This is a genomic window from Streptomyces sp. NPDC091287, from assembly GCF_044768525.1.
Lineage (GTDB): Bacteria > Actinomycetota > Actinomycetes > Streptomycetales > Streptomycetaceae > Streptomyces.
In genome coordinates this window covers 167,031-190,993 of the sequence record NZ_JBIVUV010000019.1, presented here as the reverse complement: position 1 = coordinate 190,993, position 23,963 = coordinate 167,031, and the positions used below count along the sequence as shown (strand labels likewise).

The window sequence follows — 23,963 nt, the reverse complement described above, 5'->3', positions numbered from 1 at the left end:
GCTGTTGCAACCTGGGCGTATCAGGCTGGACGCTGTTTCCTCAGGGCACTTACGCCGCCCGGCGATCTGCTACCCGATAGGTTCATTCCATGTCCGGCCGTCTTCTGGAACTACACGTCGAGAACTTCCGCAGCCTGCGCGATGTGACGATCCCCCTCGGACCGCTCACCGTCCTGGTGGGCCCCAACGGGGTGGGCAAGTCGAACGTACTCAAGGTGTTCGACTTTCTTGCTGCGATCATCCGGACCGATCTGCAGCCGGCGCTCGACGAGCGCGGCGGATTCGACGAAGTAGCCTTCTGGGGAGGCGAAAAACCGCCCACTTCCCTGGCGATTCGCCTCAAAGCGGACTGGACCACGCATGCGAGCGCGAAAGCTCCGGACGAGTACTCGCTGACCATTCGCAGGCGCTCCATGCCTGGCCGCAGCGATTCCTACACCTTGTCACGCCAAGAGAGCTTCCAGTTCAAGCGAACTCAGGGCCGGGGCCGCCGGATCACGATTTCCGGCGATGAAGCCCGAGTCGTGGACAAGAGGGCCGGTCGTGAGTCCGACGGAGGCAAGTTCGGTATCCAACGGCTGAGCAGCGGCCTGTCCACCCTGCCTCGGCTGGGACGGTCGGACGGTGGGGAGGAAGTGGCGAGGGTTGCCGAGCGCTTGTCGTCCTTCAGGGTCTTCGACGTGGACGTCACTGCTGCTCGACAGCCAACACGCACCCACTCGATCAAGGCCGGTCGTCTGGAGCCGCACGCGAAGAACCTTGCGGCGTTCCTGATCCAGCTCAGCACCGACGAGGAACGTTGGGAGCATCTGACACACGATGCCCGCCGCGTTCTTCCGCAACTGGATGCCATCGAGTTCGAGCAGGTCGGGGGCTTCGCCGATCGCCTGGCGGTGGTGCTTCGCGAACGCGGGCTGCGCCGGCCCACTCCGCTGGCGGATGCCTCGTTCGGGACAGTACGCCTTCTGGGTCTCCTGGCCATGCTCTACGACCCTCAACCACCGGCCCTGACGTGCGTCGAAGAGATCGACCACGGCCTCCACCCCCAGGCTCTGGAACTCATTGTTGAGCGAATGAGGGAAGCCTCGGCGCGAACACAGTTCATCGTGGCGACGCACTCTCCCGCACTCGTCGACCGACTGGAACCTCACGAGTTCATCGTGTGCGACCGGGACGAAGACGGAGCGTCCATCATTCCCGCCCTGACTACGACCGAGATCCGGACGATCGTTGCGGAGACAGGTGACCAGCCGCTCGGCGAGCTGTGGTTCTCCGGCGTGCTGGGGGGCGACCTGACAGAGGACGAGCTGTGAGTCGCAGGCGGATATCGAAGCCGTTCGGCCGGGGCATCGTCGTGCTTGCGGGCGAGAGCGCGAACGATCGCCGCATGCTGGCCGCGTTCATCAAGGCAGCCCATCCGGCCCTTGCCGCTGCCGTCACCCTCACCGAGATCACCGATCCCGTGCGGCTGCGGAAGAAGTCGGGCGCTGAACTGGCCACAGCAGCGAACACCCTGGTCAGCAAGGCGCGCGGCAAGGCCCGTCTGAAGGCGGGCGAGTTCGTCGGGATCGCCGTGCACGAAGACATGGATGCCTGCCCCGGCCCTGCTTACGACGCCGCGCGAAAGGCTGTCTCGGCCGCGCTGGGCAAGGCCGCCGGCGACTCCTCATCCGTATACGCGCTCGCCGCCGCCGAGTCCGAAGCCTGGCTCCTTCTCTTTCCCGAGGCGTTCACGCTCCACCGGGCTTCCTGGAAGATTCCAGCGACGTGGAAAGGCAAGGACAGCGGGCGTCGCCAGAACCCGAAGGAAGATCTCGAAGGTCTCCTCACGAGCCCGCGCTTCAGGGAGAGCGACGGCCCGGAGATCGTGTCGGCAGCTCTGGCGCAAGGGTTGCTCACCGAGCCCGAGGGGTCGAATCGCTCCTACCAGGAATTCATCGCGGACATCCGCGACTGGAAGGTTCCCCGCCCGCCCGGTCGCTGACCTTGCCCTTGCCCCGGGGCCGCTCCGCTGCCTGCCCCCATCGGCCTTCTCGCACGCGTACCGTCAGGCCAGGCCCCCGGCTACGCACGGGCACAGGCCGGACCTGACGCAGAACACCGACCGGTCGGCTCAGGGCTGTCCCTTCTCGATGGCATCGAAAATGTCCGCGTCGGTTTCCCGCTGCCAGGCCGGAAGGTCGGGCCAGTCCGCGACGTAGCCCGGCTTGGGATCATCGAAGTGCTTGAACATCTGGGCCGTCCAGCAGGTAGCGACGAAGCGCCCGCGCTGTTCACGTGAAAGCCGGGAAGCATGCCCTCCGCTGATCTCGACGAACTGGCGCACCTGCTCGTACACAGCCCCGGCCGCTTCGCGCTCCCACTGCGGGGTGTCCTCCCACGGGGTGACGTAACCGGCCTTCGGCTCACCGGGGAAATGGCGCCGCACTCCCGCGATCCAGGCTTCCCGGAACAGTCGTGCACCCTCGGTCTGCGACATGCCATCCCCTCTCGTCACGGTGTACTCAGCGCGGCGATGTCCGCCCCCAGCGCCGCCACGCGGTGGTCACGGCTCAGGGGACCGAACTCGCCGTACAGCTTTCGGAGTCTACGGACGACGTATCCGGATCCGGAGGATCGCGCCAGGGCGATGGCCTCCCTGCCGTACGCGATGCCCTGCTCAGGGTCTCGACGCCTCGCCCCGATCGCCGCCAGGTCCGTCAGCACTGCGCCCCTGCGCCGATAGGACTGACCGGGTGACAGGGCTGTCTGCTCCAACGCTCGCGTCAGCGCGTCCTCCGCCAGATCCAGGCGCCCGAGTTGTACGTAGCAAGATCCCCGTTCCTCGGCCAGGCGCGCGCCGTCGAACCGGAGCCATCCCCCGTTGACGCTGTCCGAGGCGAGATCACGAACGGCCTCGGCGCGCCCCATCGCGCGCTCACACGCGTCCAGGTTTCCAAGAGCCGCATAGGTCTCGGCCTGTACGGAACCCGGCTGCCCTTCCTCCCTGCGACTGCCTCCGCTGTTCTTCTCGAACGCCCCGCCCCGAAGACCCGCCCGCGAGGTTGTCGTGATGCAGTGCGCCCACTGGCACCGTCTGCCGCTCGACCTGGCTCGGGAGGCACGAAGCAAGGCACCGGGTGGGCACCTGGACAGAGCCGTCCGGTGCCATCTGTCCCCCCACGAGGGCGACGAGCACTACGGCTTCCTCACCGAACTCGACGAGTACGGGGCCGCGCTGTGGCTGCGCTGGTACGGAAGGGGCGAGATGGAGGTGGTCACCCTCCCGGACTGCCCGGCGCTGGGCACCGGCAGGAACAGAGACGGCTGCTGCCTCTTCGCCGGCCATATCCAGCAGCACACCTGGGAAGGTGCGCAGAAAACGGCCTCACGCACCAGTTGATCGCGAGGCGCGGCCGACCGTACTCCGCCCGAATGCATGATGAGCCCACCAGTTCCCGCCGGTTGCGGCAGAGACCGCTACGAAGCCCCGGGGTCCCCGGGCACCCCCGCCGCAGCCGCAGCGAGCCGTCCCCGCCACCCGTTCGGATCGCGCCCGGCCTCCACGGCGGCGGTCGCGTCGTCGGCGAGGTCGACGCCGAGGTCTGCGGCCCGGCGTTCGGCCCAGCGGGCCCAGGCGGCGGCCTGTTGGCAGTCCGGGCACTCGGTCTCCTCGGCCATGGCCCGGAAGACGTGCTCGGTCCCGGGTCCGGCGCAGGTGACGAGGGGCGCAACGTACCGGGGAACGGCAGGCGGGGGCGGGGGCGGCGGGTCCGAGGGCGGGCGCGCCGGCTCGACAGCGCGTACGGAGATGACGGCTTCGGGCATCTTCTGCTCAAGCCGGTGCCGCAGGAACCCCACGGCGCACCGGACTCCGTCCTGCGGCAGATCGCTGCTCAGCACACGGCGCAACTCACCCCCGGGGACCCCGCGCCGTAGCCACTCCACCGTCTGTGCGAGGAGCGAACGGGCCTCGGCGACACCGAGGCGGAGTCCGTGGCTCGCATGCCGCAGCGACAACAACACCCGTTCGGCTTCCATCTCTTCGGCGGTCAGCGGCTCCAACACCTGTGCCGCGTCGGCGTCGGGGACTTCGGTGGGTGGGTGGGGAGAGTTCTTCTCCCGGTCTTCGTCTACCGGTAGTTGATGACCGACCGTCCGACCCCTCGGCTGACCGACGGTCGGAAACCGCGCACTCGGAGGCGAGGCGACCACGGAATCGACACCGGCATCGATACCCGCGTCGCACCACAGCCCAAGGACCTCGGCCTCGGTCAACGGCACATTGGCGAACAACTGCTGGGTGACCCAGCGCCCGCGCTCCCCGCAGACCCGCCGCTCATGCACGAACCCGCACATGACCAACTGCTCCTTGGCCCGCTGGAACGCCCGCCCCTTGATGCCCAGCTTGCGGGCATGCTCGGACAACGCCAGCTCCGTACAGCCGTCCGGCAACCCCTGAACGTAAAGAATCAGAACCTTCGCGTCACTGCACAGACGCGGATGACGCACGACGTCGTGCGAAGCCTTCGTGTAGCGCCGAGAGGGCGCGATAGCATGCCAAAGCATCCCGGTGGGACTCGCGTTTCCACTAGTTGGGTGAAGGCCCTCGGCTCGGTGCTACGAACACCACCGGGGGCCGCCCCATGTGCGGGTACACACAGAGCGTGATGACGCGATCACGGTACCGCAGCCGGGAAGGCGCGAGCACCAAAAGGCGGAACACCCCACCCGACCAGGTGACTTACTGCTTCCGTGGACGCATGCGCGACGACGACCGCTGCTGGTCGCCACGGACCCGGCGAAGGGGCTGACGAAAGGATGCCGTTGGGGAACTGCTGGACTGGAAGCCGTAGCGATTCCGGGGGACGAGGAGCACGTCCGTGCGGGCGGAAACTCCTCGGGGAACGGGTGACTCTGCGCAGAACGGGTGACTCTGCGCACGAGATTGGGCTCTGCGCACGAGATTGGGCTCTGGCTCAACTTCTGTGGTGCCGGCTCGGCGATCAGTTCACTGCGACTCCGAACGACGGGGCGGCCCGGGCGGGTACCGAGGCCTGGCGTACGTTCGCACCCATGACGTGCACCCTGAGATCCCGACCGGTGGCCCAGTGAGTGACTGGTGGGCCTACCTGGAGGAACAGACCCGCCATGAGGTGGATGCCGACGTGCTGCGGGACCGCCGGCTGTCGGCGGTCAAGTCAGTCTGGGAGGCGCTGCGCCCTCTGGGGGTCGGCCTGCACGAGGCCGAACTGGTGGTCCACGCGCGATACGAGGCCCTGGGCGACCGCGTAAGATACACGCCGCCCGACCCGCTGGATCTCCCCTCGCTCGCAGCCCGGGTCGCAGCTCTTCCCGGCCATGTGGCAGCGGTGGAGGCGGTGTGGGACGGCGACACCGTGCACGGCTGGTTCGTGGACCTGGTCGCGGTCCTGGACGCTCCGGAGGGAGAGAGCCGCCTGGCGACCGTCTACTACCGCTCCGAGGGCCCTCCCCCTGACGTTGCTGCCGCCGAGGCCGGCCGGGCGCTGGCCAGCCACCTTCAGGTGCCCTTCCACTTCGCGTCTCCGGACGTCCCGGATGACCACGCCCCGCGCTGGAGGGATGGTCAACTCGGCACCGCATCCCGCACACACGAAAACGAACAAATTTCCTCCGGATAGGAAACAGGCGCATCTTCGCAGCTCACCGGCGGCCGGCCAACATGTTTCTCACTTCCGCCAGAACAGGTGGTGCGTCATGCCGCTCGGGCTCGGAACGACCTCCAGGTGGTACCGGTCGAGCAGCTCGTCGGGCGACTCCCACAGGCGCAGGCCGGTGCCCAGCTTCACCGGCGCGACCGCCACGTGCAGGGTGTCGACCAGGCCCGCGTCGAGGAACTCGCGGATCGTGGTGACTCCGCCGCCGAGCCGCACGTCCTTGCCGCCGGCCGCTTCCCGCGCCCGGTCGAGGACCGTCGCCGGGTCGCCGTCGACGAAGTGGAACGTGGTGTCCGACAGCTTGAGCGTCGGGCGCGCGTGGTGGGTCATCACGAACACTGGTGTGTGGAAGGGGGGCTCCTCGCCCCACCAGCCCTGCCACTCGTGGTTCTCCCAAGGCCCGCGCTGGGGACCGAACTTGTTACGGCCCATGATCTCGGCGCCGATGTTGTGGGCGAAGTCCCGCGTGAGGTAGTCGTCCAGGCCCCGGCTGCCGCCCGGTTCCGTGCGGTTCGGCCAGCTCGCCGTCGCCCCGGCCCAGGAGAAGAGCCGCTCGGGGTCGACGTGACCGAACGGCCGCTCCAGCGACTGCTCCTCACCCGCGGCGATACCGTCGCTCGACACCGTGAAGTTCTGGACTTTCAGCAGCTGGGTCACGTGCTTCTCCTGCTTCTGTGCGGTCGACGACGGTGGTGAGACTTTCCCGAGAGGGAAAACTCATCGGTCGAGGGCAGAGATCACCTCTCCTTTCCTCTCCTTTCCTCTCCTTTCCTCACCTCACCACACAGCACGCGCATCAGCGATCCATGGGAGTCCTCGTGAGCGATCAGTCCGGCCGACCGGCCCGTAAGCCGTTCCTGTACGTCGTCGTCTGCGCGGCCGGGGTCGCCCGTGATGCCGACCGGCTGTTCGCCGCCGCGCAGGACGTCGGCTGGGAGGTGGGCGTCATCGCCACCCCGCAAGGGCTCGGGTTCCTCGACACGGCGGCCGTCGAGGCCCGGACCGGATACCCGGTCCGCTCCGCCTGGCGCTCCCCCGGAGAGCCACGCCCGCTGCCCGACCCGGATGCCATCGCCGTCGCACCCGCCACGTTCAACACCATCAACAAATGGGCGGCCGGGATCTCGGACACCCTTGCCCTCGGCATCCTCTGCGAGGCGTACGGGCTCGGTGTCCCCACCGCCGTCCTCCCGGCCGTGAACTCATCCCTCGCCGCGCACCCCGCGTACGTCGAGAGCCTGCGGAGGCTGCGCGGCATGGGCGTCCTCGTCAGCCCCCGCACCCCGCACACGCCCAAGTCCGGTGAGGCGGCCCCCTTTCCCTGGGAGGACGCCCTGGAGCTGCTCGCGCCCGTGCTGTCCGGGCGGTCTACGTAGTCTCGTGGCGTGCATACTCACCGGAGCTTCCAGAACCCCCCTGCGCTACCGCACGACGAGGTCGTCGAGGCATTGGAACGGGCACTCCGGGACCGGGCACCCGCGGCCGACGAGATCGAGGCCCCGAGTGTCCTTGTGGGCAGCGCCCTGAACGACGAAGACCGGGAGTTCGTCGAGTACTGGTGTGTGCAGGTCGGGACGCGCGCCACGGCAGGCAGCCAGCTGCTCGGGCTGGCAGGTCTGTGTCTCGGGCACACGGCACGCCGGTTCGGGAAGCTCAGCGACGAGGCCCTCGCGCTGGTGCGGTCGCTGGCCGCGCGCGCGGAGGCGGATCCGTCGGACGTGGACGGCCGGGCACTCGACGGTCTCGACGACGTCCGGAGCTTCCTCCACCTCTGGTAACGCCGTCCCCCCACAGCACGACCGGCCCGTGACGCCGCCTCTTTCGTACACAAACGAGCAGGGGCGAATTCCGGACATGGTGCTGAGGGCGGAGCGAGAGCGCGTGACGCCCGAACCCTTATGGCTTCCGGCTTCCGGCGTCCGGCTTCCGGCGTCCGGCTGCGGCACCTCGACCGATTTTCGCCGCCCGATAAGGTAATGGCCGGATAAAGAGATCGCCAAGTGCGCGCACCGCCGCACGTCTCGGGAGGAAGCCATGGGAACCCGCCGCACGTCACTGCCCGGAGTGGGTGCTCAGTACGACTTCACCACCGAGACGGGCCAGCACATTTCGGTCGTCGTGCACAACGACGGCCGCCGGTTCATCGGGTTCTACGATCAGGATGATCCTGATTCGTGCCAACTCTCCGTCCCCCTGACGACGTCCGAGGCCACCGCGCTCGCGCACCTCATCGATCCGGCGCCCATCGACGCCGTACGGACCGACGGCATCGACCTCGTCACCGAGCACATCCCGCTCGGGTCCCGCTCCCCGTACGGCGGGCGGCTGCTGGGGGAGACGCGGGCACGGACACGGACCGGGGCCTCCATCGTGGCGGTGCTGCGCACCCACAGCGCGCACCCGTCGCCGGAACCGGATTTTCGACTGGCCATCGGGGACACCCTCGTCGCCGTCGGTACGCGTGAGGGCGTCGACGCGCTCTCCGAGATCATTGCGGAGGGCTGACCGTGCATGACACGACTGCGTTGCTGGTGGAGCTGGGAGCCGTCATCCTCGGGCTGGGGCTCGTGGGACGGTTCGCCGGGCGGATAGGCCTCTCCCCGATCCCGCTCTACCTCCTCGCCGGGCTGGCGTTCGGACACGGCGGGCTGATTCCGCTCAAGGCCAGCGAAGAGTTCACCATGGTGGGCGCCGAGATCGGCGTCATCCTGCTGCTTCTCCTGCTGGGGCTCGAATACAGCGCGTCCGAGCTGGTCACCAGCCTCAAGACGCAATACCCGTCCGGCGCCGTGGACTTCGTGCTCAACGCGACACCCGGAGCCGTCGCGGCCCTGATCCTCGGCTGGGGCCCCGTGGGCGCGGTCGCGCTCGCCGGTGTCACCTGGATCTCGTCGTCCGGGGTGATCGCCAAGGTCATGACCGACCTCGGCCGGCTCGGTAACCGCGAGACACCCGTCATCCTCGGCGTCCTCGTCATGGAGGACCTGGCGATGGCGGTGTACCTGCCGCTGCTCACCGCCATGCTCGCCGGGGTCAGCCTGGCCGGCGGCAGCCTCGCGCTCGTGATCGCGCTCGGGGCCGTCGGATTCGTCCTCTACCTGGCGCTCCGCCACGGCCGCCTGATCAGCCGCGCGGTCTCCTCCGACAACCCGGAGATGCTGCTCCTGGTCGTCCTCGGCCTCACCGTCCTCGTCGCCGGTGTCGCCCAGCAGCTCCAGGTGTCCGCGGCCGTCGGCGCGTTCCTCGTCGGCATCGCGCTCTCCGGCGAGGTCGCCGAGGGCGCCCGCAAGCTGCTCACCCCGCTGCGGGACCTGTTCGCCGCCGTGTTCTTCGTCTTCTTCGGGCTCTCCACGAACCCGGCCGACATCCCGCCGGTGCTGCTGCCCGCGGCCCTGCTGGCCATCGTCACCACCTTCACCAAGATCGCCACCGGCTACTACGCGGCCCGGCGCGCCGGGGTCGGCTCGCGCGGCCGCTGGCGGGCGGGCGGCACCCTCGTGGCGCGCGGTGAGTTCTCCATCGTCATCGCCGGTCTGGCCGTGGCCACCGAGCCGCGCATCGGCCCCATCGCCACCGCGTACGTCCTGATCCTCGTCATCGTCGGCCCGCTCACCGCCCGGTGGACGCAGCCCCTCGCGGCGAAGATCGAGGCCCGTCGCGGCAGCGGCGACGGCGACGGGAAGAGCGGCGACGGGAAGAGCAAGGGCACGAGCGGCGCGGAGAAGGAGCCCGTCGCGAAGTCCGCTCCCGAGCGCCGACTGCCGTCGCACGACGATCTCACCCCCGAACCGGCGGGCGAGACGCGCGAGTAGCCGCCTCCCGACTCTGCCGCTCGCGGCCCACGACGAAGCCCCCGGACACCCTCACCGTGTCCGGGGGCTTCGTCGCGAAGGCACCCCGCACCCCGCACCCCACACCCCACCATCGACATCTACACACCTGTAGAGTTGCGCCGGTTCCGGATTCGCACCGCAATGTTTCGCACCGCAATGTAGGGAGACGTCATGGCTCTGTGGGATCGCATCAAAGAATCCGCGTCGTCGATGCAGACGCAGCTGGAGGCGAAGAAGAACGACCTGAAGTCGGGGTCGTTCCGGGACGCGAGCATGGCCATGTGCGCCCTCGTCGCCGCCGCCGACGGTTCCATCGACCCGTCGGAGCGTCAGCGCGTCGCGACACTCATCTCGACCAACGACGTCCTGCGGAACTTCCCGGCGGACGACCTGCAGCGCCGCTTCAACACCTACGTCGACCAGCTCACCGCCGACTTCGCCTTCGGCAAGGTCAGCGTCCTCCAGGAGATCGCCAAGGCGAAGAAGAAGCCGACCGAGGCCCGTGCCGTGGTCCAGATCGGCATCGTCATCGGCGGCGCCGACGGCGACTTCGACCCGTCCGAGCAGGCCGTCGTGCGGGAGGCGTGCTTCGCGCTCGACCTGCCGCCGCACGAGTTCGACCTGTAGGGCCCACCAGGACCGCCGGTGCGGTCGCGCGGGCCAGCAGACCGCTGGTCCGCGTCCCCTCCCCACCGGCAGGCCGGGGGTGCGTCACCCCCCTGAGCACCCCCGGCCACACCTTCCGTCCCCCGGTATGCAGCCGTACGCCGTCCGTCACAGCTCCTTGGCCGGCCAGTCCAGCAACCGGGCCCCGATGACCGCCGTCTGCAGGCTGTAACGGTGCATCGGGTCCGAAGGGTCGGACCCGGTCAACTGGTGGATACGCTCCAGGCGGTACGTCAGCGCCCGTACGCTCAGGGCCAGTCGGCGGGCGGTCTCGGCGGCGACGCATCCCGCGTCGAAGTAGACGGCCAGCGTGTTCAGCAGCGGTTCCGCGCCGCCCCGCGCCTTCTGGAGTGGGCCCAGCTCGCTGCGCACCAGATCGGCCATCGCCTGCCGGTCCCGGGTCAGCACCGGGTAGACCATGAGGTCCGAGGCGTACAGCACGGGCTCGTCCATCCCCATCCGGTCCGCCAGATCGAGGGCTTCGAGCGCCTCGTCGTACGAGTGGACCACCCCGCCGGGGCCCTTGTGCGGGCGGCCGACCGCGACCTGGCCGCCGTCCGTCGCCGCGTGCGCCTGCTTGGCGAAGTAGCGCAGGACGTCGGGCTGACTGCCCGGTGCGATGCAGACGATCCGGCCGTCCTTCGTCGTCAGCAGGATCTTGCGGCCGCTGAACCGAGCCAGCAGCGCCGCCTCCACACTGCGCGGCACCGCGTCCGTCTCCGTGTACGCCTCCGGGCCGGACGCCACCGCCACCGCGTGCGCCCGGGAAAGCCGCAGGCCGAAGCGGGTCGCCCGCTCCGCGAGGCGCACCAGATCGCTGCGCCCGTAGAGCAGGTCGTCGATGAACTCCCGGCGCGCCGCCTCCTCCCGGCGCACGGTGAGCCGCTGGGCCCGCTCGAAGCCCTCGGCGAACGCGTCGACCGCCTGCTCCACCGCGGCCAGGACGGCGTCGGTCGTGGCAGGGGAGTTTCCGGCAGCTCCACGTGGCCAGGCCTCACGCGTCTGTGCCAGATGCATCGTCACCAGAGCGCGGAGCTGATGACCCGCGTCCGCCGCCGCACGGCCCAGCGCACGGCGAGCTTCCAGTTCGTCACGGGTCAGGCGACGGCCGGTGAGGGCGACTTCGCCCAGAATGTGGGCATAATTGCCCAGCATTTCTTCGGGAATCCTCAGCTCGGCCACGCACTCTCCTTCAGCCTTGCAACAGTCTTGTCATTTGCCCAACGCACACGGGGCGGTGCCGGTGCCCGGCATGAGTGATGCGTAAAGATTGCCGGGTTCCGGCAATGCGCTGTGCCGGTCCCGACTGACACGATCAGGTCAGCAACAACACGGGGGAAGCACGGGGGAGCACGGGAAACGAGGGGGGCTGAAGCCCCTCCCGGATCCCGGATCCCGGACCGTCCACGGGGGATCGGGGACGGTCGGGATCCGGAATCCGGCGGGAGGAGTCCCGAGGGAACGCCCGGGCCGCCGCGGCAGGTTCGGACAACGCCGCGGCGCCGGGCCCCGTACACCGGCCGCCGAGCGACCGCTCGCCGCCCCCGTACCGAATCACACGGACGCGCACCGCCCCAGGGCCCGTGCGCAGAACCGCAGGGGGTGGGACCGATGGACGAGTTCCTGAGCGCGACACTCGGATTCCCCGCCGTCGTCTTCGGCGCCGCTCTGGTGGTCGTCGTCTGCTTCTGGCTGCTGGTGCTCGCCGGGGCTGCGGGCCACGACTCCTTCGACGCGGACCTCGACACCGGCCCGGCCGGTCTCGGCGGCGTCCCTGTCTCCGTCTCCGTCTCCCTGCTGGTCGTCTTCGCCTGGTTCGGCAGCGTGACCGGCACGGTCCTGCTGCACCGGAGCGAGATCGGCAGCGCCACCCGCGCCGTGCTCGCCGTCGCCGTACTCGCCGGGTCGCTGTTCCTCGCCTGGGCGGCCGTCCGCCTCCTCGTCCACCGCTTCCGCCGGTACTTCCCGGCGGAACCTCCGCCATCTCGGCTGGACTTCGTCGGGAGCGTCTGCACGATCCGCACCGGCTCCGTCACCGCGACGTTCGGCCAGGCCGAGGTCGTGTCGCACGACGGATCGACGGCCATCGTGCAGGTCCGCACGGCCGGGCCGTTCCCGTCCGCCTCCCGGCTCTCCGGGCCGGCCGCCGAGGAAGCACCGCTCGTCATGGGCGGCTCCGGACTTCTCTACGCGTACGACGAGGACGGCGAGTTCTTCTGGGTCTCGCCCTACGACGCGGCGCTCGATCCGGGTCCGAACACCGGACCGCGCGAGCTGCCGGGCGGGACGACCGGCTGACCCGGCCGGGACCGCCGGGACAACGACTTCAAGCCTCCCAGGAAACCGACTGCAAGCGTCCGGGACTCCGGGCGCCGGGACTTCAAGCCTCCGGGTACCACCGCGTCGCCGCCCACCGGCCGCCCGCCCCCGTGACGGGCAGGCCACCTCTACTTCGCTTGTGCCCTCTCCGTACCGACAAGCCGCCAAGGACTCTTCAATGGATGCCATCTCCTTGGGCATCGGCGTGCTCATCGCCGTTGTCCTGCTCATCGTCATCGCCATCGCCTTCGTCATCACCCGGCTGTTCCGCAAGGTCGAGCAGGGCAAGGCACTGATCATCTCCAAGACCAAGAAGGTCGACGTCACCTTCACCGGAGCCGTCGTCCTGCCCGTGCTCCACAAGGCCGAGACGATGGACATCTCGGTGAAGACGATCGAGATCCGCCGCGCCGGGCGCGAGGGGCTGATCTGCCAGGACAACATCCGCGCCGACATCCAGATCACCTTCTTCGTCCGGGTCAACAAGACCGTCGAGGACGTCATCAAGGTCGCGCAGTCCATCGGCACGGCACGGGCCAGCGACAAGGTCGCCATCCAGGAGTTCTTCGCCGCGAAGTTCTCCGAGGCGCTCAAGACCGTCGGCAAGCAGCTCGACTTCGTCGACCTGTACACCAAACGCGAGGAGTTCCGGGACCGGATCATCCAGGTCATCGGCACCGACCTGAACGGCTACCACCTCGACGACGCCGCGATCGACTTCCTTGAGCAGACCCCGATGGCCCAGCTCGACGGGGCCAACATCCTGGACGCCCAGGGCATCCGGAAGATCACCGAGCTGACCGCGATCGAGCACGTGCGGACCAACGAGTTCCAGCGCACCGAGCAGAAGGAGATCACCCGGCAGGACGTCGACGCCCGCGAGACCATCCTGGAGTTGGAGCGTCGGCAGGCCGAGGCGGAGATCAAGCAGCGCCGCGAGGTCGAGGTCCTGCGGGCCCGCGAGGAGGCGGCCACCGCCCGGGTGCAGGAGGAGGAGCGGCTCGGTTCGCAGACCGCGTTCATCAAGACCGAGGAGCAGCTCGGCATCCAGCGCGAGAACCAGGCGCGGGAGATCGCCGTCGCGCAGAAGAACCGCGAGCGCGTCATCGCCGTCGAGAGCGAGCGCATCGAGAAGGACCGGATGCTGGAGGTCATCGGGCGCGAGCGCGAGACCGAGCTGAACCGCATCGCCGCCACGAAGGAGGTCGAGGCCGAGCGCCGCGAGGTCGCCGACGTCATCCGGGAGCGGATAGCGGTGGACCGCACGGTCGCGGAGCAGGAGGAGTCGATCCTCACCCTGCGCGCCGTCGAGGACGCCGAGCGGTCCCGCAGGTCGGTCATCATCGCGGCCGAGGCGGAGGCCCAGGAGAAGCTGGTCAAGGACATCAAGGCGGCCGAGGCCGCGGAGGCGGCCTCCACCCACCTGGCGGCCGAGCAGCTCACGCTCGCCGAGGCCCGGCTCAAGACCGCGGACCTCGACGCGCAGGCCAAGCTGCGGCTCGCCGAGGGCATCCAGGCCGAGACGGCCGCTCCCGGGCTCGCCGCCGTACAAGTACGGGACGCGGAGGCGGACGTCACCGAGAAGGCCGGTCTCGCGGAGGCCGAGGCGACGGCGGCCCGGCTCAAGGCCGAGGCGGAGGGCACGCGGCTCAAGGCGCTCGCCACGGCGGAGGGCACCCGGGCGCAGGCGACCGCCGACGCGGCGGTCATCGGCGAGAAGCTGAAGGCGGAGGCCGCGGGGCTCACGGACAAGGCGGCCGCGATGGCGGCTCTGGACGAGGCGTCGCGCGGGCACGAGGAGTACCGGCTGCGGCTCGACGCGGAGAAGGAGATCCGGCTGGCCGGTCTCGACGTGCAGCGGCAGGTCGCCGAGGCGCAGGCGACGATCCTGGCGACGGGTCTGGAGAACGCCGACATCGACATCGTCGGCGGCGACTCGGTCTTCTTCGACCGGCTCGTCTCGTCGATCTCGCTCGGCAAGGCGGTGGACGGATTCGTGGACAACTCGCGGACCGCGCAGGCGCTGGCGGGGCCGTGGCTGGACGGTTCGTCGTCCTTCACCGATGACATCAGCCGGGTGCTGGGGTCGTTCTCCACGGGCGATGTGCAGAACCTGACGGTGTCGGCGCTGCTGATGCGGCTGATGGGGCCGGGGGCGTCGGGGGCGGCGTCGGGGCAGGTGCAGCAGTTGCTGGCGGCGGCGAGGGAGCTGGGGCTGGCGGATCTGCCGGTGTCGTCGCTGACGAACGGTACGCCGGTGGCTCCGGCGGCCCCGACCGCGTCCCGGAACGGGGCCGGGGCCGGGGTCGGGGCGCTCGGGTAGCGCATTCCACCCCATCCGGCGTGCGAGGGCGGAACCCTCAGGCCACTCGGCCCGGGGGCCAGGACCGGACGAGCGCGGCCACTCTCAGCCCGTCCGGCGCTTGAGGACGGAACCCTCAGCCCAGGGGGCCGGCGGTCTGCGTGTGCGTCCCACGGGGGTGGGCGCACCAGGGACCGACCTGCCCGTCAGGGCTGGCTCACCGAGCCGGGGGTTCCGTCCTCAAACGCCGGACAGGCTGGAACGACGGACCCGCCCACGCACCTGCAGGGCTGGCCCACCAAGCCCGGGGTTCCGTCCTCAAACGCCGGACAGGCTGGAACGACGGACCCGCCCACGCACCTGCAGGGCTGGCCCACCAAGCCCGGGGTCCCGTCCTCAAACGCCGGACAGGCTGGAATCCCGGACCCGCCCACGCACCTCAAAGGCGGGCCCACCAAGCCCGGGGTCCCGTCCTCGAACGCCGGACAGGCTGGATCTCCGGCCCTACCGGGCCGAAGGTGCCGGACCGGTCGAAGACGATGCACTACGTAGGGAGCCGTACGCATGGACAGCGACACCACCGCCACCGCCACCGCGCCGCAGGACACCCCCAGCGCCGCGGCCGACGTGGACGCCGGTGCCTACGAGGTGCTGCGGCGACGGCTCTCGGCGCAGGCCGGGGAGCTGGTGCGGCGGGCCGAGGCGCTCAACGTACGGCGGACCGAGGAGTTCGGCTCGACCGGCCTGCGGTTGCTGGCCACCGAGCAGGTGCGCACCGAGCGGCCCTCCGTGCCGCGTGACCTCGTCGCGGTGGGCCGGCAGTTGCTCTTCGGTTTCGAGCGCGGGCCGGGCGCGCGCGGCGAGGCCGGGGTCGAGGACGTACTCCGCGTACGGGACTCCGCCCCGGCGGACGACGCCCCGGCAGCCGAGTCCACCCTCCTCGACGACGACGGCTTCCGGCGCGAGTTCTCCTCCCTCCACCGCTACTTCCGCGACGCCCGCCTGCTGCGGCTGCGCCGCGTCGACGGCAGGCTCCTCGCAGTCTTCCGGACCGGCGAGAACGCCGAGGACATCCGGGTGCTGCGCTGGGCGCTGGGGCCGGACGGGTCGCCGGGGGCGTTCCTCGACGCACAGGGCGAGCGCGACCACGTCTTCCCGCCCTCCCACGACTTCGCGTGGGCCGTGGCCGGGCGGGAGGCCCACGTCCCGGGACGCCATCCGCACATCGCCGTCGGCAGGGGCGGCGGGCTCTTCGTCGACACGCTCGGCGGCACCCTCACCGTCAAGGTCACCGACGACACCGAGTCCCCGGACGGGATCTACGAGGAGCCCGTCGACGAGCCGTTGCAGTCGCTGGCCGACGCCGACGTCGAGTACGCGGAGGTCGGGCCGCTGGTGCTGCTGCGCGTGCGCCCGTACAAGGAGGACGCCTGGCGGCACCTGGTCTTCAACTCGCTGCTCGGCACCGTCCAGCGGCTCGACGGCATCGGCCCGTCCTGCCACCGGCTCCCCGAGGACCAGGGGATCATCTTCCCCGGCGGCTACTACCTCACCACCGGCACCGCGAAGACCTTCGACACCGCCGAGGAGCTGACCGAACCGGTCTTCGAGGGCGCGGTCCGCTCACCCAACGGGGAGGACGTGCTCTACGTCTTCCGCTCCCGCGACGGACTCCGCAGCCTCCTGCTCCCCTACAACCTGATCCGTCAGGAGGTCGCCACGCCGCTCACCGGGCGCGGGCACGCCCTGCTGGACGACGGGACGCTGGTCCTGCTCCGGGACACCCCGGACGGGCCCGCGCGCGTGCACCCCGTGCAGCGCTGGGAGACCCCGTACGTCTCCGACACCTACGCCGCCGCCCGCCCCGCCGGGACCGGCCCGCTCGCCCGGATCGGCAACGCCGACCTGGTACGCGGGATCTCCGACTGTCTCGCCCTCGCCCACGGCGTACGGGACATGACGCCGACGACCGCCGTCTACGGGCGGCTCGCGGCCGACTGCGCCCGTGCCCAGGACCGGTACCACTGGTTGTCCGATCCCGAACTGGGGTCGCTCGACGCGCCGTTGCGCGAGCTGCGCGCCACCGCGCAGCAGGTGCTGGCCGAGTTCACCGCGGTGCAGGAGCTGACCCGGCGGGCCGCCGACGCACTGGAGGAGACCGCCGCCCGCATCACCGCGCTGGTGCGCCGGGTGCGCGGCGAGGTTCCCGGGGCGGCGTCCGCCTGGGTCGAGCGGCTGACCGAACTCCGCGCGCTCCACGGCCACTTGGCGACGGTCGGCGACATGCGGTACGCCGACGGCGAGCGGATCGCGGAGCTGTCCGCCCGGACCGAGGACGACATCGCGTCCGCCGCCCAGCGGGCCGTGTCGTTCCTCGCCCGCGAGAACGCGTTCGACGGGTATCACGAGGACATCGCGGGGCTCATGGCCGACGCGGGCGCGCTGGAGACCGTCCGGGACGCGTCCGCCGTGACCGACCGGCTGTCCGCGATGACGGAGGGGCTGGCCACCGTCACGGACGTCGTCACCGGTCTCGACATCGGCGACGCCACCGTGCGTACGTCGATCCTGGAGCGGATCGCGGAGGTGCTGGGCGGCGCGAACCGGGCCCGCGCCACGCTCGACGGACGCCGCCGGGAGCTGCTGTCTAAGGAGGGGCGGGCCGAGTTCGCCGCCGAGTTCGCGCTGCTCGGGCAGGCGGTGACGGGCGCGCTGGCCGCCGCCGACACCCCGGAGACGTGCGACGACCAACTGGCCAGGCTGCTGCTCCAGCTGGAGAACCTGGAGTCGCGGTTCGCGGAGTTCGACGACTTCCTCGCCGAGCTGGCCGAGCGCCGCACCGAGGTGTACGAGGCGTTCTCGGCGCGCAAGCAGACCCTCCAGGACGAGCGGGCGCGGCGCGCGGAGCGGCTGGCCGGGTCCGCGGGCCGGGTGTTGGAGACCATCGCCCGGCGGGTGGCCTCGCTGGAGGACCTCGACGCCGTCCACACCTACTTCGCCTCCGACCCGATGGTCGCCAAGGTCCGCCGGACAGCCGACGAGCTGCGCGAACTGGGCGATCCCGTACGGGCGGAGGAGCTGGGCGGGCGGCTGAAGGCAGCCCGGCAGGAGGCGGGCCGCGCCCTGCGCGACCGCACCGAGCTGTACGCGGACGGCGGGTCCGTGATCAGGCTGGGCCGCCACCGGTTCGCCGTGAACACCCAGCCGTTCGACCTGACGCTCGTGCCCGCCGGGGATCGGAACGGGCAGGGGCAGCGCCTCGCCTTCGCGCTGACCGGGACGGACTACCGGGCCCCGGTCACCGACCCGGCGTTCGCGGCGGCCCGGCCGTACTGGGAGCAGCTTCTCCCCTCCGAGAACGCCTCCGTCTACCGCGCCGAGCACCTCGCCGCCCGCCTCCTCGACGAGCACGGGGCCGGACACCTCGCCGCACTCCCCGATGCCGAACTCGTGACTCTGGTACGGGAGTCGGCTGCGGAGGCGTACGACGAGGGGTACACGCGCGGCGTCCACGACGAGGACGCCACCGCGATCCTCGCCGCTCTGCTGCGTCTGCACGCGGACGCGGGGCTGCTGCGCCACGAGCCCGCCGTCCGCGCGGCGGCCCAGCTCTTCTGGGCGTACGGCGCCGACGAGCGGCTGCGCACGTCCTGGACCAGGCGTGCAGCCTCCCTGGCGCGCGCCCGCGACACCTTCGGCCTGTCCCCGGCCATCGACGCCCTCCAGGAGGAGTGGACGGCGGCGATCGAGTACACCCCCTCCGCATTCGACCGGGTGCGGCCAGAGGCGGTCGCCGCCTATCTCTTCGAGGAACTGACGAACGGGCCCGCCGGATTCGTCGTGGGCAGCACCGTCCGCGCCTTCCTGGACGCCTTCCACCGGGCGGTGGGCCCCGACGCGTACGGGGACGACCTCGCGGCCCTCGCCAACGACCCGGCCGCCGCGCAGCAACTCGTGGAGGGCTGGCTCGCCCCGTACGCCGAGACGGCGGGGGCCTGCGGCGGGGCCGGCCTCGGCGGCGGCGACCTGGCGGAGGCCGTGGCGGTGGAGCTCTGCCCGGAGCTGGAGCGGTACGCGTGCGACGCGCCGCTCACCGAGCACCTGGAGGGCCTCCTCGGTGACCACGCGCGCATCGCGGGCGGCGGGGCCCTCACCGTACGGATCGACGAACTCCTCGCCCGTACCGCCGAGTTCCGCACGCACACCGTGCCCGGCTTCCGTGCCTACCAGCGGCTGCGCACCTCCCTGGTGACCGCCGAGCGCGGGCGGCTACGGCTGGACGACCACCGGCCGCGCGTGATGTCGGCGTTCGTCCGCAACCGGCTGCTCGACGAGGTGTATCTGCCGCTGATCGGCGACAGCCTGGCCAAGCAGCTCGGCACCGCCGACGCCGACCGGCGCACCGACTCGCAGGGGCTGCTGCTGCTCGTCTCGCCGCCCGGCTACGGCAAGACGACGCTGATGGAGTACGTCGCGGACCGGCTCGGCATGGCGCTCGTCAAGATCAACGGGCCGAACCTGGGCCACGACGTGACCTCCCTCGACCCGGACCGGGCCCCGAGCGCCACCGCCCGGCAGGAGATCGAGAAGATCAACTTCGCGCTGGAGGCGGGCAACAACACCCTCCTCTACCTCGACGACATCCAGCACACCTCGCCCGAACTGCTCCAGAAGTTCATCCCGTTGTGCGACGCCACCCGCCGTATCGAGGGCGTGCGGGACGGCGAGCCGCGCAGCTACGACCTGCGCGGCAAACGGTTCGCGGTGTGCATGGCGGGCAACCCGTACACCGAGTCCGGCGAGCAGTTCCGGATCCCCGACATGCTCGCCAACCGGGCCGACGTCTGGAACCTCGGCGAGGTCCTCAGCGGCCGGGACGACGTCTTCGCGCTGAGCTTCGTGGAGAACGCCCTGACCGCCAACCCGGTCCTCGCCCCGCTGGCCGCCCGGTCCCGGGACGACCTGGCGCTGCTGGTGCGGCTGGCGGGCGGCAGCGACCCGGCGGCGCGTGCGGAGCACCTGGAACACCCGTACAGCGCTGCCGAGTTGGATCGGATCCTGGCGGTACTGCGGCATCTGCTCACGGCCCGGGACACCGTGCTCGCGGTCAACGCGGCGTACATCGCCTCGGCCGCGCGGACGGACGCCACGCGTACCGAGCCGCCGTTCCGGCTCCAGGGCTCCTACCGCAACATGAACAAGATCGCCGAGCGGATCGTGCCCGTCATGAACGACGACGAGCTGTCCGCCGTCGTCGACGACCACTACGCGGGCGAGGCCCAGACGCTCACCACGGGGGCCGAGGCGAACCTCCTCAAGCTGGCCGCCCTGCGCGGGACGCTCACCGCCGAGCAGGCCGAGCGGTGGGCGGCGATCACCGCGTCCTACGTCCGCACGCAGGCGCTCGGCGGCCCGGACGGCGACCCCATGACCCGGGCGGTGGCCGCGCTAGGTCTGCTCGCGGACCGGGTCGCGGCGGTCGAGACGGCGATCCAGCGCGCGGCGGGCCCCCGGCACCTGCCGGCGGACCCCCGGCACCTGCCGGCGGACGGGCACCAGAGCTCGGCAGCCGGACCGCAGGGCCCGGTGGGCGGAACTCAGAGCCCTGTGGGCGGACCGCAGGCCCCGGTGGGCGCGCTGAACGACCGGGCGGTTCCGAACCACCATGCGAAGATCACCAACGCTCCACACTGACCGGGAAGACCGAGCCGGAAGGATCACGGCATGCTGGGTTTCGTGCCTCCACTTCCTCAGCAGCCGGGACGCCCGCCGTCGGCCGGCCACATGATCGTCTGCGGTGACGACGCCCTGGCGCGCCGGCTCGCCGTGGAGCTGCGCTACGTCTACGGGGAACGGGTCACCCTGCTCCTGCCCCCGGGCCGGGACGCGAACAGCCCCGAGACGCCGCTGACCCAACGGGGGCGGGCGGCGGCCCTGTTCGGCCGGATGTCGGCGGCGATGAACCGCGCGGGCAACGGCAACGGGACGGCCGTCGGCGGCAGCGGCGACACCAACGCCGGGGTCGAGGCCGTCCGCATTATGGAGGCCCCCGAACCGTCCGACGACGTACTGGAGGAGGCGGGCGTCGACCGGGCCGCCGCCCTCGCGCTCGTCTACGACGACGACGAGCGCAACATCCGCGCCGCCCTGACCGCCCGCCGCCTCAACCCCCGCCTGCGGCTGGTGATCCGGCTCTACAACCGCAAGCTCGGGCTCCACCTGGAGGAGCTGCTCGACCAGGCGGCGGCCGTCGCCATGCCCGGCATCGACCCGGCGCTGCTGGACGCCTCCACCACCGTCCTCTCCGACGCCGACACCGCCGCCCCGGCCCTCGCCGCCACCGCCCTCACCGGCAGCAGCAAGATCATCCAGGCCGAGGGGCTGCTCCTGCGCGCCGCCGAACGCCCGCCGCCGCGCCCCGGCGAGACCCTCGACCCGGGCCTGTGCACCCTCGCGCTGCTCTCCTCCACCACCAACGACCCCGCAGGGTCGGAGGGTTCGGACAGCAGCGGCGACGAGGCCCCGCAACTGCTGCCGGACGCGCGGACCGTCGCCGGCGCGGCCGGACGCGGGACCGTCGTCCTGGAGACGGTCAGCCGGGCCGACCCGGACCGCCCCGCGACCCGCATGGGCGGCAGGGGCGCTCCGCTCTCCCAGGTCTTCTCCCGCAGGCTGCGCTGGTCGGCCCTCGGCGTCGCGGCCTCCGCGCTCGCCCTGGTGATCGCCTCGCTCCTGACCACCGAGGACACCGCGATCCACTCCACCTACCTGACCCTGCTCGACCTGCTGGGCATGAACGACCCGGCGGAGAAGGCGCCGCCGGCCCGGCAGATCATCCAGCTCCTCTCCGGCATCGCCGGGCTTCTCCTGCTCCCGCTGCTGCTCGCCGCCGTACTGGAGGCGTTCGGCACCCTGCGCACCGCCTCCTCGCTGCGTCGCCCGCCGCGCGGCCTCTCGGGACATGTGGTCCTGCTGGGGCTCGGCAAGATCGGTACCCGCGTCCTCGTACAGCTCCGCGAACTCGACGTCCCCGTGGTCGTCGTCGAGGAGGACCCCGACGCGCGCGGCGTCCCGCTGGCCCGCTCCATGCACGTGCCGACCGTCATCGGCGACGTCACTCAGGAAGGCGTCCTCGAAGCGGCCAAGATCCGCCGCGCCCACGCCCTCCTCGCCCTCACCAGCATCGACATCACGAACCTGGAAGCCGCGCTGTACGCCCGCTCGGTGAAGCCGGACCTGAGAGTGGCACTGCGGCTGTACGACGACGAGTTCGCCACCGCCGTCTACCGCACCCTGCGCGCCGCGCACCCCGGGGCCCTGACCCGCTCCCGCTCCGTCTCCCACCTGGCCGCCCCGGCCTTCGCCGGCGCCATGATGGGCCGCCAGATCCTCGGCGCGATCCCGGTCGAACGCAAGGTCATGCTCTTCGCGGCCCTGGAGGTGGCGGGGCACCCGCAGTTGGAGGACCACACGGTCGAGCAGGCGTTCCGGGCGGGCGCCTGGCGGGTCCTGGCCATCGACGCCACCCCGCCGGCCGACCGGGCCCCGGACCTCGCCGCGATCCCGACGTACGACCCGGAGGGCGACGCGACACCGCCGCCCTCCGGCCTGGTCTGGGACCTGCACCCCGGCTATGTCCTGCGCGCCACGGACCGGGTGGTGATCGCCGCCACCCGCCGGGGGCTCGCGGAGCTGCTGCGGCGGCAGCGGTCGGTGGCGCCGAGGCGGTAGGGGGCGCGGGTCGGCAGGGGCCCGCCGACAGCAGCGGCCCGCTGACTCCCGGCTAACGGCTGCCGACTGGCTCCCGGCTACCGGGTGGCTACCGGCTACCGGCTACCGGAACGCGCCCATCGCCTCCCGCACCTCGTCCAGCGTGGCCTCCGCCAGTGCGTTAGCCCGCTCGTTGCCCGCGCGGAGCACCGACCGTACGTACGTCAGGTCCTTCGCGTACTCCGCCCGCCGGGCCCGGAAGGGTGCCAGGTGGCTGTTGACCGCGTCGGTCACCGTCCGCTTGAGGGCGGCGGCTCCGCCGTTCCCGATCTCCGCCGCGACCTCGTGCGGGTCCCGCTCCAGACAGAGGGCGGCCAGCAGCACCAGGGAGGAGACGTTGGGGCGGGAGCCGGGGTCGTAGGTGATGTGCCGGTCGGCGTCCGTGGTCGCGCCCTTGATGAGGCGGGCCGTCTCGTCGGCGGTGGCGCCGAGCGGGACGGAGTTGGCCCGGCTCTTGCTCATCTTCGTGCCGTCCGTGCCGAGCAGCAGGGGCGCGGCGGAGAGCATGATGTCCGGTTCCTGGAAGACGTCGCCGTACCGCTCGTTGAAGCGACGGGCGATCGTCCGGGTGACTTCCAGGTGGGGCGCCTGGTCCCGGCCGACCGGAACCAGGTTTCCCTTGCAGGACAGGATGTCGGCGGCCTGGTGGACCGGGTAGGTGAGCATCAGCCCGCTGACCGTGGACTGCCGTGAGTGCGCGATCTCGTCCTTGACCGTGGGGTTGCGGTTCAGCTCCGCGACGGAGACGAGGCTGAGGAAGGGCAGCATGAGCTGGTTGAGCGCGGGGACGGCGCTGTGGCAGAAGACGGTGGACCGGGCGGGGTCGATACCGAGGGCCAGATAGTCCAGGAGCAGCCCGTCGGTGTACTCCCCCAGCCGCTCGGCGGTGTCCCGGTCGGTGATCACCTGGTAGTCGGGGATGAGGACGATGACGTCCACGCCGAGGTTCTGGAGGCGGACCCGGTTGAGCAGGGAGCCGAAGTAGTGGCCGAGGTGGAGGGGGCCGGTGGGGCGGTCCCCGGTGAGGACCCGGAAGCTTCCGGGGCCCTGGGCGATGCGGCGCTCCAGCACGGCGCTGTGGAGCTCGGCGCTGTGGAGCTCGGCGCTGTGGAACTCGGTGGGGGCGGCCGGGGCGGGGGCCGTGCCGGTGGCGGCGGGCGCTGTGCCGGGTGCGGTGGGTGCGGTGCTGGTCATGGGATCGGGTCTCTCCTCGCCTGGATGATGCGTGGAGGACGGCCCCGCCGGTGAGCGCCGCTGCGCTTCGTCTCCGTGTCCGCGCCGTACGAGAACGCTGTACGAGAGCGCTGTACGGGGCAGCGAAAAGGGCCGTCCATGTCGAACGGCCCTGGTTCCGTGCAGATGCAGTGGCCGCTCCTAGGAGGAGCGCCACCAGTT

General features: G+C 71.1%; 19 protein-coding genes. 13 read left to right on the top strand and 6 right to left on the bottom strand.

The window, feature by feature from the left end:
* Positions 1 to 89 precede the first annotated feature (89 nt).
* Positions 90 to 1,313 (top strand): AAA family ATPase, encoded by a 1,224-nt coding sequence (locus tag ACIQRW_RS29675; protein WP_403765837.1) that lies wholly within the window; start codon positions 90 to 92, stop codon positions 1,311 to 1,313.
* A complete protein-coding gene (locus ACIQRW_RS29670) occupies positions 1,310 to 1,984 on the top strand; it encodes a hypothetical protein (protein WP_403765834.1) in 675 nt (224 codons plus the stop codon). The genes ACIQRW_RS29675 and ACIQRW_RS29670 overlap by 4 nt, the downstream gene beginning before the upstream one ends.
* Positions 1,985 to 2,113: 129 nt before the next feature.
* Here the strand turns inward: ACIQRW_RS29670 and ACIQRW_RS29665 are convergent, their stop codons facing one another.
* Both ACIQRW_RS29665 and ACIQRW_RS29660 read right to left on the bottom strand, forming a co-directional pair.
* Entirely contained in the window at positions 2,114 to 2,479 is a 366-nt protein-coding gene (locus tag ACIQRW_RS29665) for a hypothetical protein (protein ID WP_403765831.1), read from the bottom strand.
* Between the two features lie 14 nt (positions 2,480 to 2,493).
* The gene (locus ACIQRW_RS29660; protein WP_403765828.1) at positions 2,494 to 2,706 is read right to left on the bottom strand and encodes a hypothetical protein; all 213 of its coding nucleotides are present in this window, start codon (positions 2,704 to 2,706) and stop codon (positions 2,494 to 2,496) included.
* A 346-nt stretch (positions 2,707 to 3,052) separates the two neighbouring features.
* Here ACIQRW_RS29660 and ACIQRW_RS29655 point away from each other — a divergent pair, with 346 nt between their 5' ends.
* Positions 3,053 to 3,382: a hypothetical protein gene (locus ACIQRW_RS29655; protein WP_403765825.1), complete on the top strand. Its 330-nt coding sequence runs from the start codon at positions 3,053 to 3,055 to the stop codon at positions 3,380 to 3,382.
* A gap of 77 nt (positions 3,383 to 3,459) precedes the next feature.
* Here the strand turns inward: ACIQRW_RS29655 and ACIQRW_RS29650 are convergent, their stop codons facing one another.
* Entirely contained in the window at positions 3,460 to 4,548 is a 1,089-nt protein-coding gene (locus tag ACIQRW_RS29650) for a hypothetical protein (RefSeq protein ID WP_403765822.1), read from the bottom strand.
* A 542-nt stretch (positions 4,549 to 5,090) separates the two neighbouring features.
* On the opposite strand from ACIQRW_RS29650, the gene ACIQRW_RS29645 reads away from it, so the two are divergent.
* A complete protein-coding gene (locus ACIQRW_RS29645) occupies positions 5,091 to 5,642 on the top strand; it encodes a hypothetical protein (protein WP_403765819.1) in 552 nt (183 codons plus the stop codon).
* 48 nt (positions 5,643 to 5,690) lie between these two features.
* Here the strand turns inward: ACIQRW_RS29645 and ACIQRW_RS29640 are convergent, their stop codons facing one another.
* Entirely contained in the window at positions 5,691 to 6,335 is a 645-nt protein-coding gene (locus ACIQRW_RS29640; protein WP_403765816.1) for a dihydrofolate reductase family protein, read from the bottom strand.
* Between the two features lie 161 nt (positions 6,336 to 6,496).
* On the opposite strand from ACIQRW_RS29640, the gene ACIQRW_RS29635 reads away from it, so the two are divergent.
* From ACIQRW_RS29635 to ACIQRW_RS29615, 5 genes are all read left to right on the top strand, one after another.
* Positions 6,497 to 7,054 (top strand): flavoprotein, encoded by a 558-nt coding sequence (locus tag ACIQRW_RS29635; protein WP_403765813.1) that lies wholly within the window; start codon positions 6,497 to 6,499, stop codon positions 7,052 to 7,054.
* A 9-nt stretch (positions 7,055 to 7,063) separates the two neighbouring features.
* A complete protein-coding gene (locus tag ACIQRW_RS29630; protein WP_403765810.1) occupies positions 7,064 to 7,456 on the top strand; it encodes a hypothetical protein in 393 nt (130 codons plus the stop codon).
* A 256-nt stretch (positions 7,457 to 7,712) separates the two neighbouring features.
* Positions 7,713 to 8,183: a cation:proton antiporter regulatory subunit gene (locus tag ACIQRW_RS29625; protein ID WP_403765807.1), complete on the top strand. Its 471-nt coding sequence runs from the start codon at positions 7,713 to 7,715 to the stop codon at positions 8,181 to 8,183.
* Between the two features lie 2 nt (positions 8,184 to 8,185).
* Entirely contained in the window at positions 8,186 to 9,490 is a 1,305-nt protein-coding gene (locus ACIQRW_RS29620) for a cation:proton antiporter (protein WP_403765804.1), read from the top strand.
* Positions 9,491 to 9,682: 192 nt separating this feature from the next.
* Positions 9,683 to 10,138 carry a tellurite resistance TerB family protein gene (locus ACIQRW_RS29615; RefSeq protein WP_403765800.1) on the top strand — a complete coding sequence of 152 codons (456 nt, stop codon included), beginning with the start codon at positions 9,683 to 9,685 and terminating at the stop codon, positions 10,136 to 10,138.
* Positions 10,139 to 10,285: 147 nt separating this feature from the next.
* Here the strand turns inward: ACIQRW_RS29615 and ACIQRW_RS29610 are convergent, their stop codons facing one another.
* A complete protein-coding gene (locus ACIQRW_RS29610; RefSeq protein WP_403765797.1) occupies positions 10,286 to 11,359 on the bottom strand; it encodes a PucR family transcriptional regulator in 1,074 nt (357 codons plus the stop codon).
* A gap of 429 nt (positions 11,360 to 11,788) precedes the next feature.
* Here ACIQRW_RS29610 and ACIQRW_RS29605 point away from each other — a divergent pair, with 429 nt between their 5' ends.
* From ACIQRW_RS29605 to ACIQRW_RS29590, 4 genes are all read left to right on the top strand, one after another.
* Positions 11,789 to 12,475: a hypothetical protein gene (locus ACIQRW_RS29605; RefSeq protein ID WP_403765795.1), complete on the top strand. Its 687-nt coding sequence runs from the start codon at positions 11,789 to 11,791 to the stop codon at positions 12,473 to 12,475.
* Positions 12,476 to 12,674: 199 nt separating this feature from the next.
* Entirely contained in the window at positions 12,675 to 14,819 is a 2,145-nt protein-coding gene (locus tag ACIQRW_RS29600; protein WP_403765792.1) for a flotillin family protein, read from the top strand.
* Positions 14,820 to 15,362: 543 nt separating this feature from the next.
* On the top strand, positions 15,363 to 20,492 hold the full coding sequence (locus ACIQRW_RS29595; protein WP_403765790.1) for a DNA repair ATPase: 5,130 nt from the start codon (positions 15,363 to 15,365) through the stop codon (positions 20,490 to 20,492).
* A gap of 30 nt (positions 20,493 to 20,522) precedes the next feature.
* Positions 20,523 to 22,529: an NAD-binding protein gene (locus ACIQRW_RS29590; RefSeq protein WP_403765788.1), complete on the top strand. Its 2,007-nt coding sequence runs from the start codon at positions 20,523 to 20,525 to the stop codon at positions 22,527 to 22,529.
* 102 nt (positions 22,530 to 22,631) lie between these two features.
* On the opposite strand, the gene trpS is transcribed toward ACIQRW_RS29590, so the two are convergent.
* Entirely contained in the window at positions 22,632 to 23,762 is a 1,131-nt protein-coding gene (trpS, locus tag ACIQRW_RS29585) for a tryptophan--tRNA ligase (RefSeq protein ID WP_403765785.1), read from the bottom strand.
* Positions 23,763 to 23,963 lie beyond the last annotated feature (201 nt).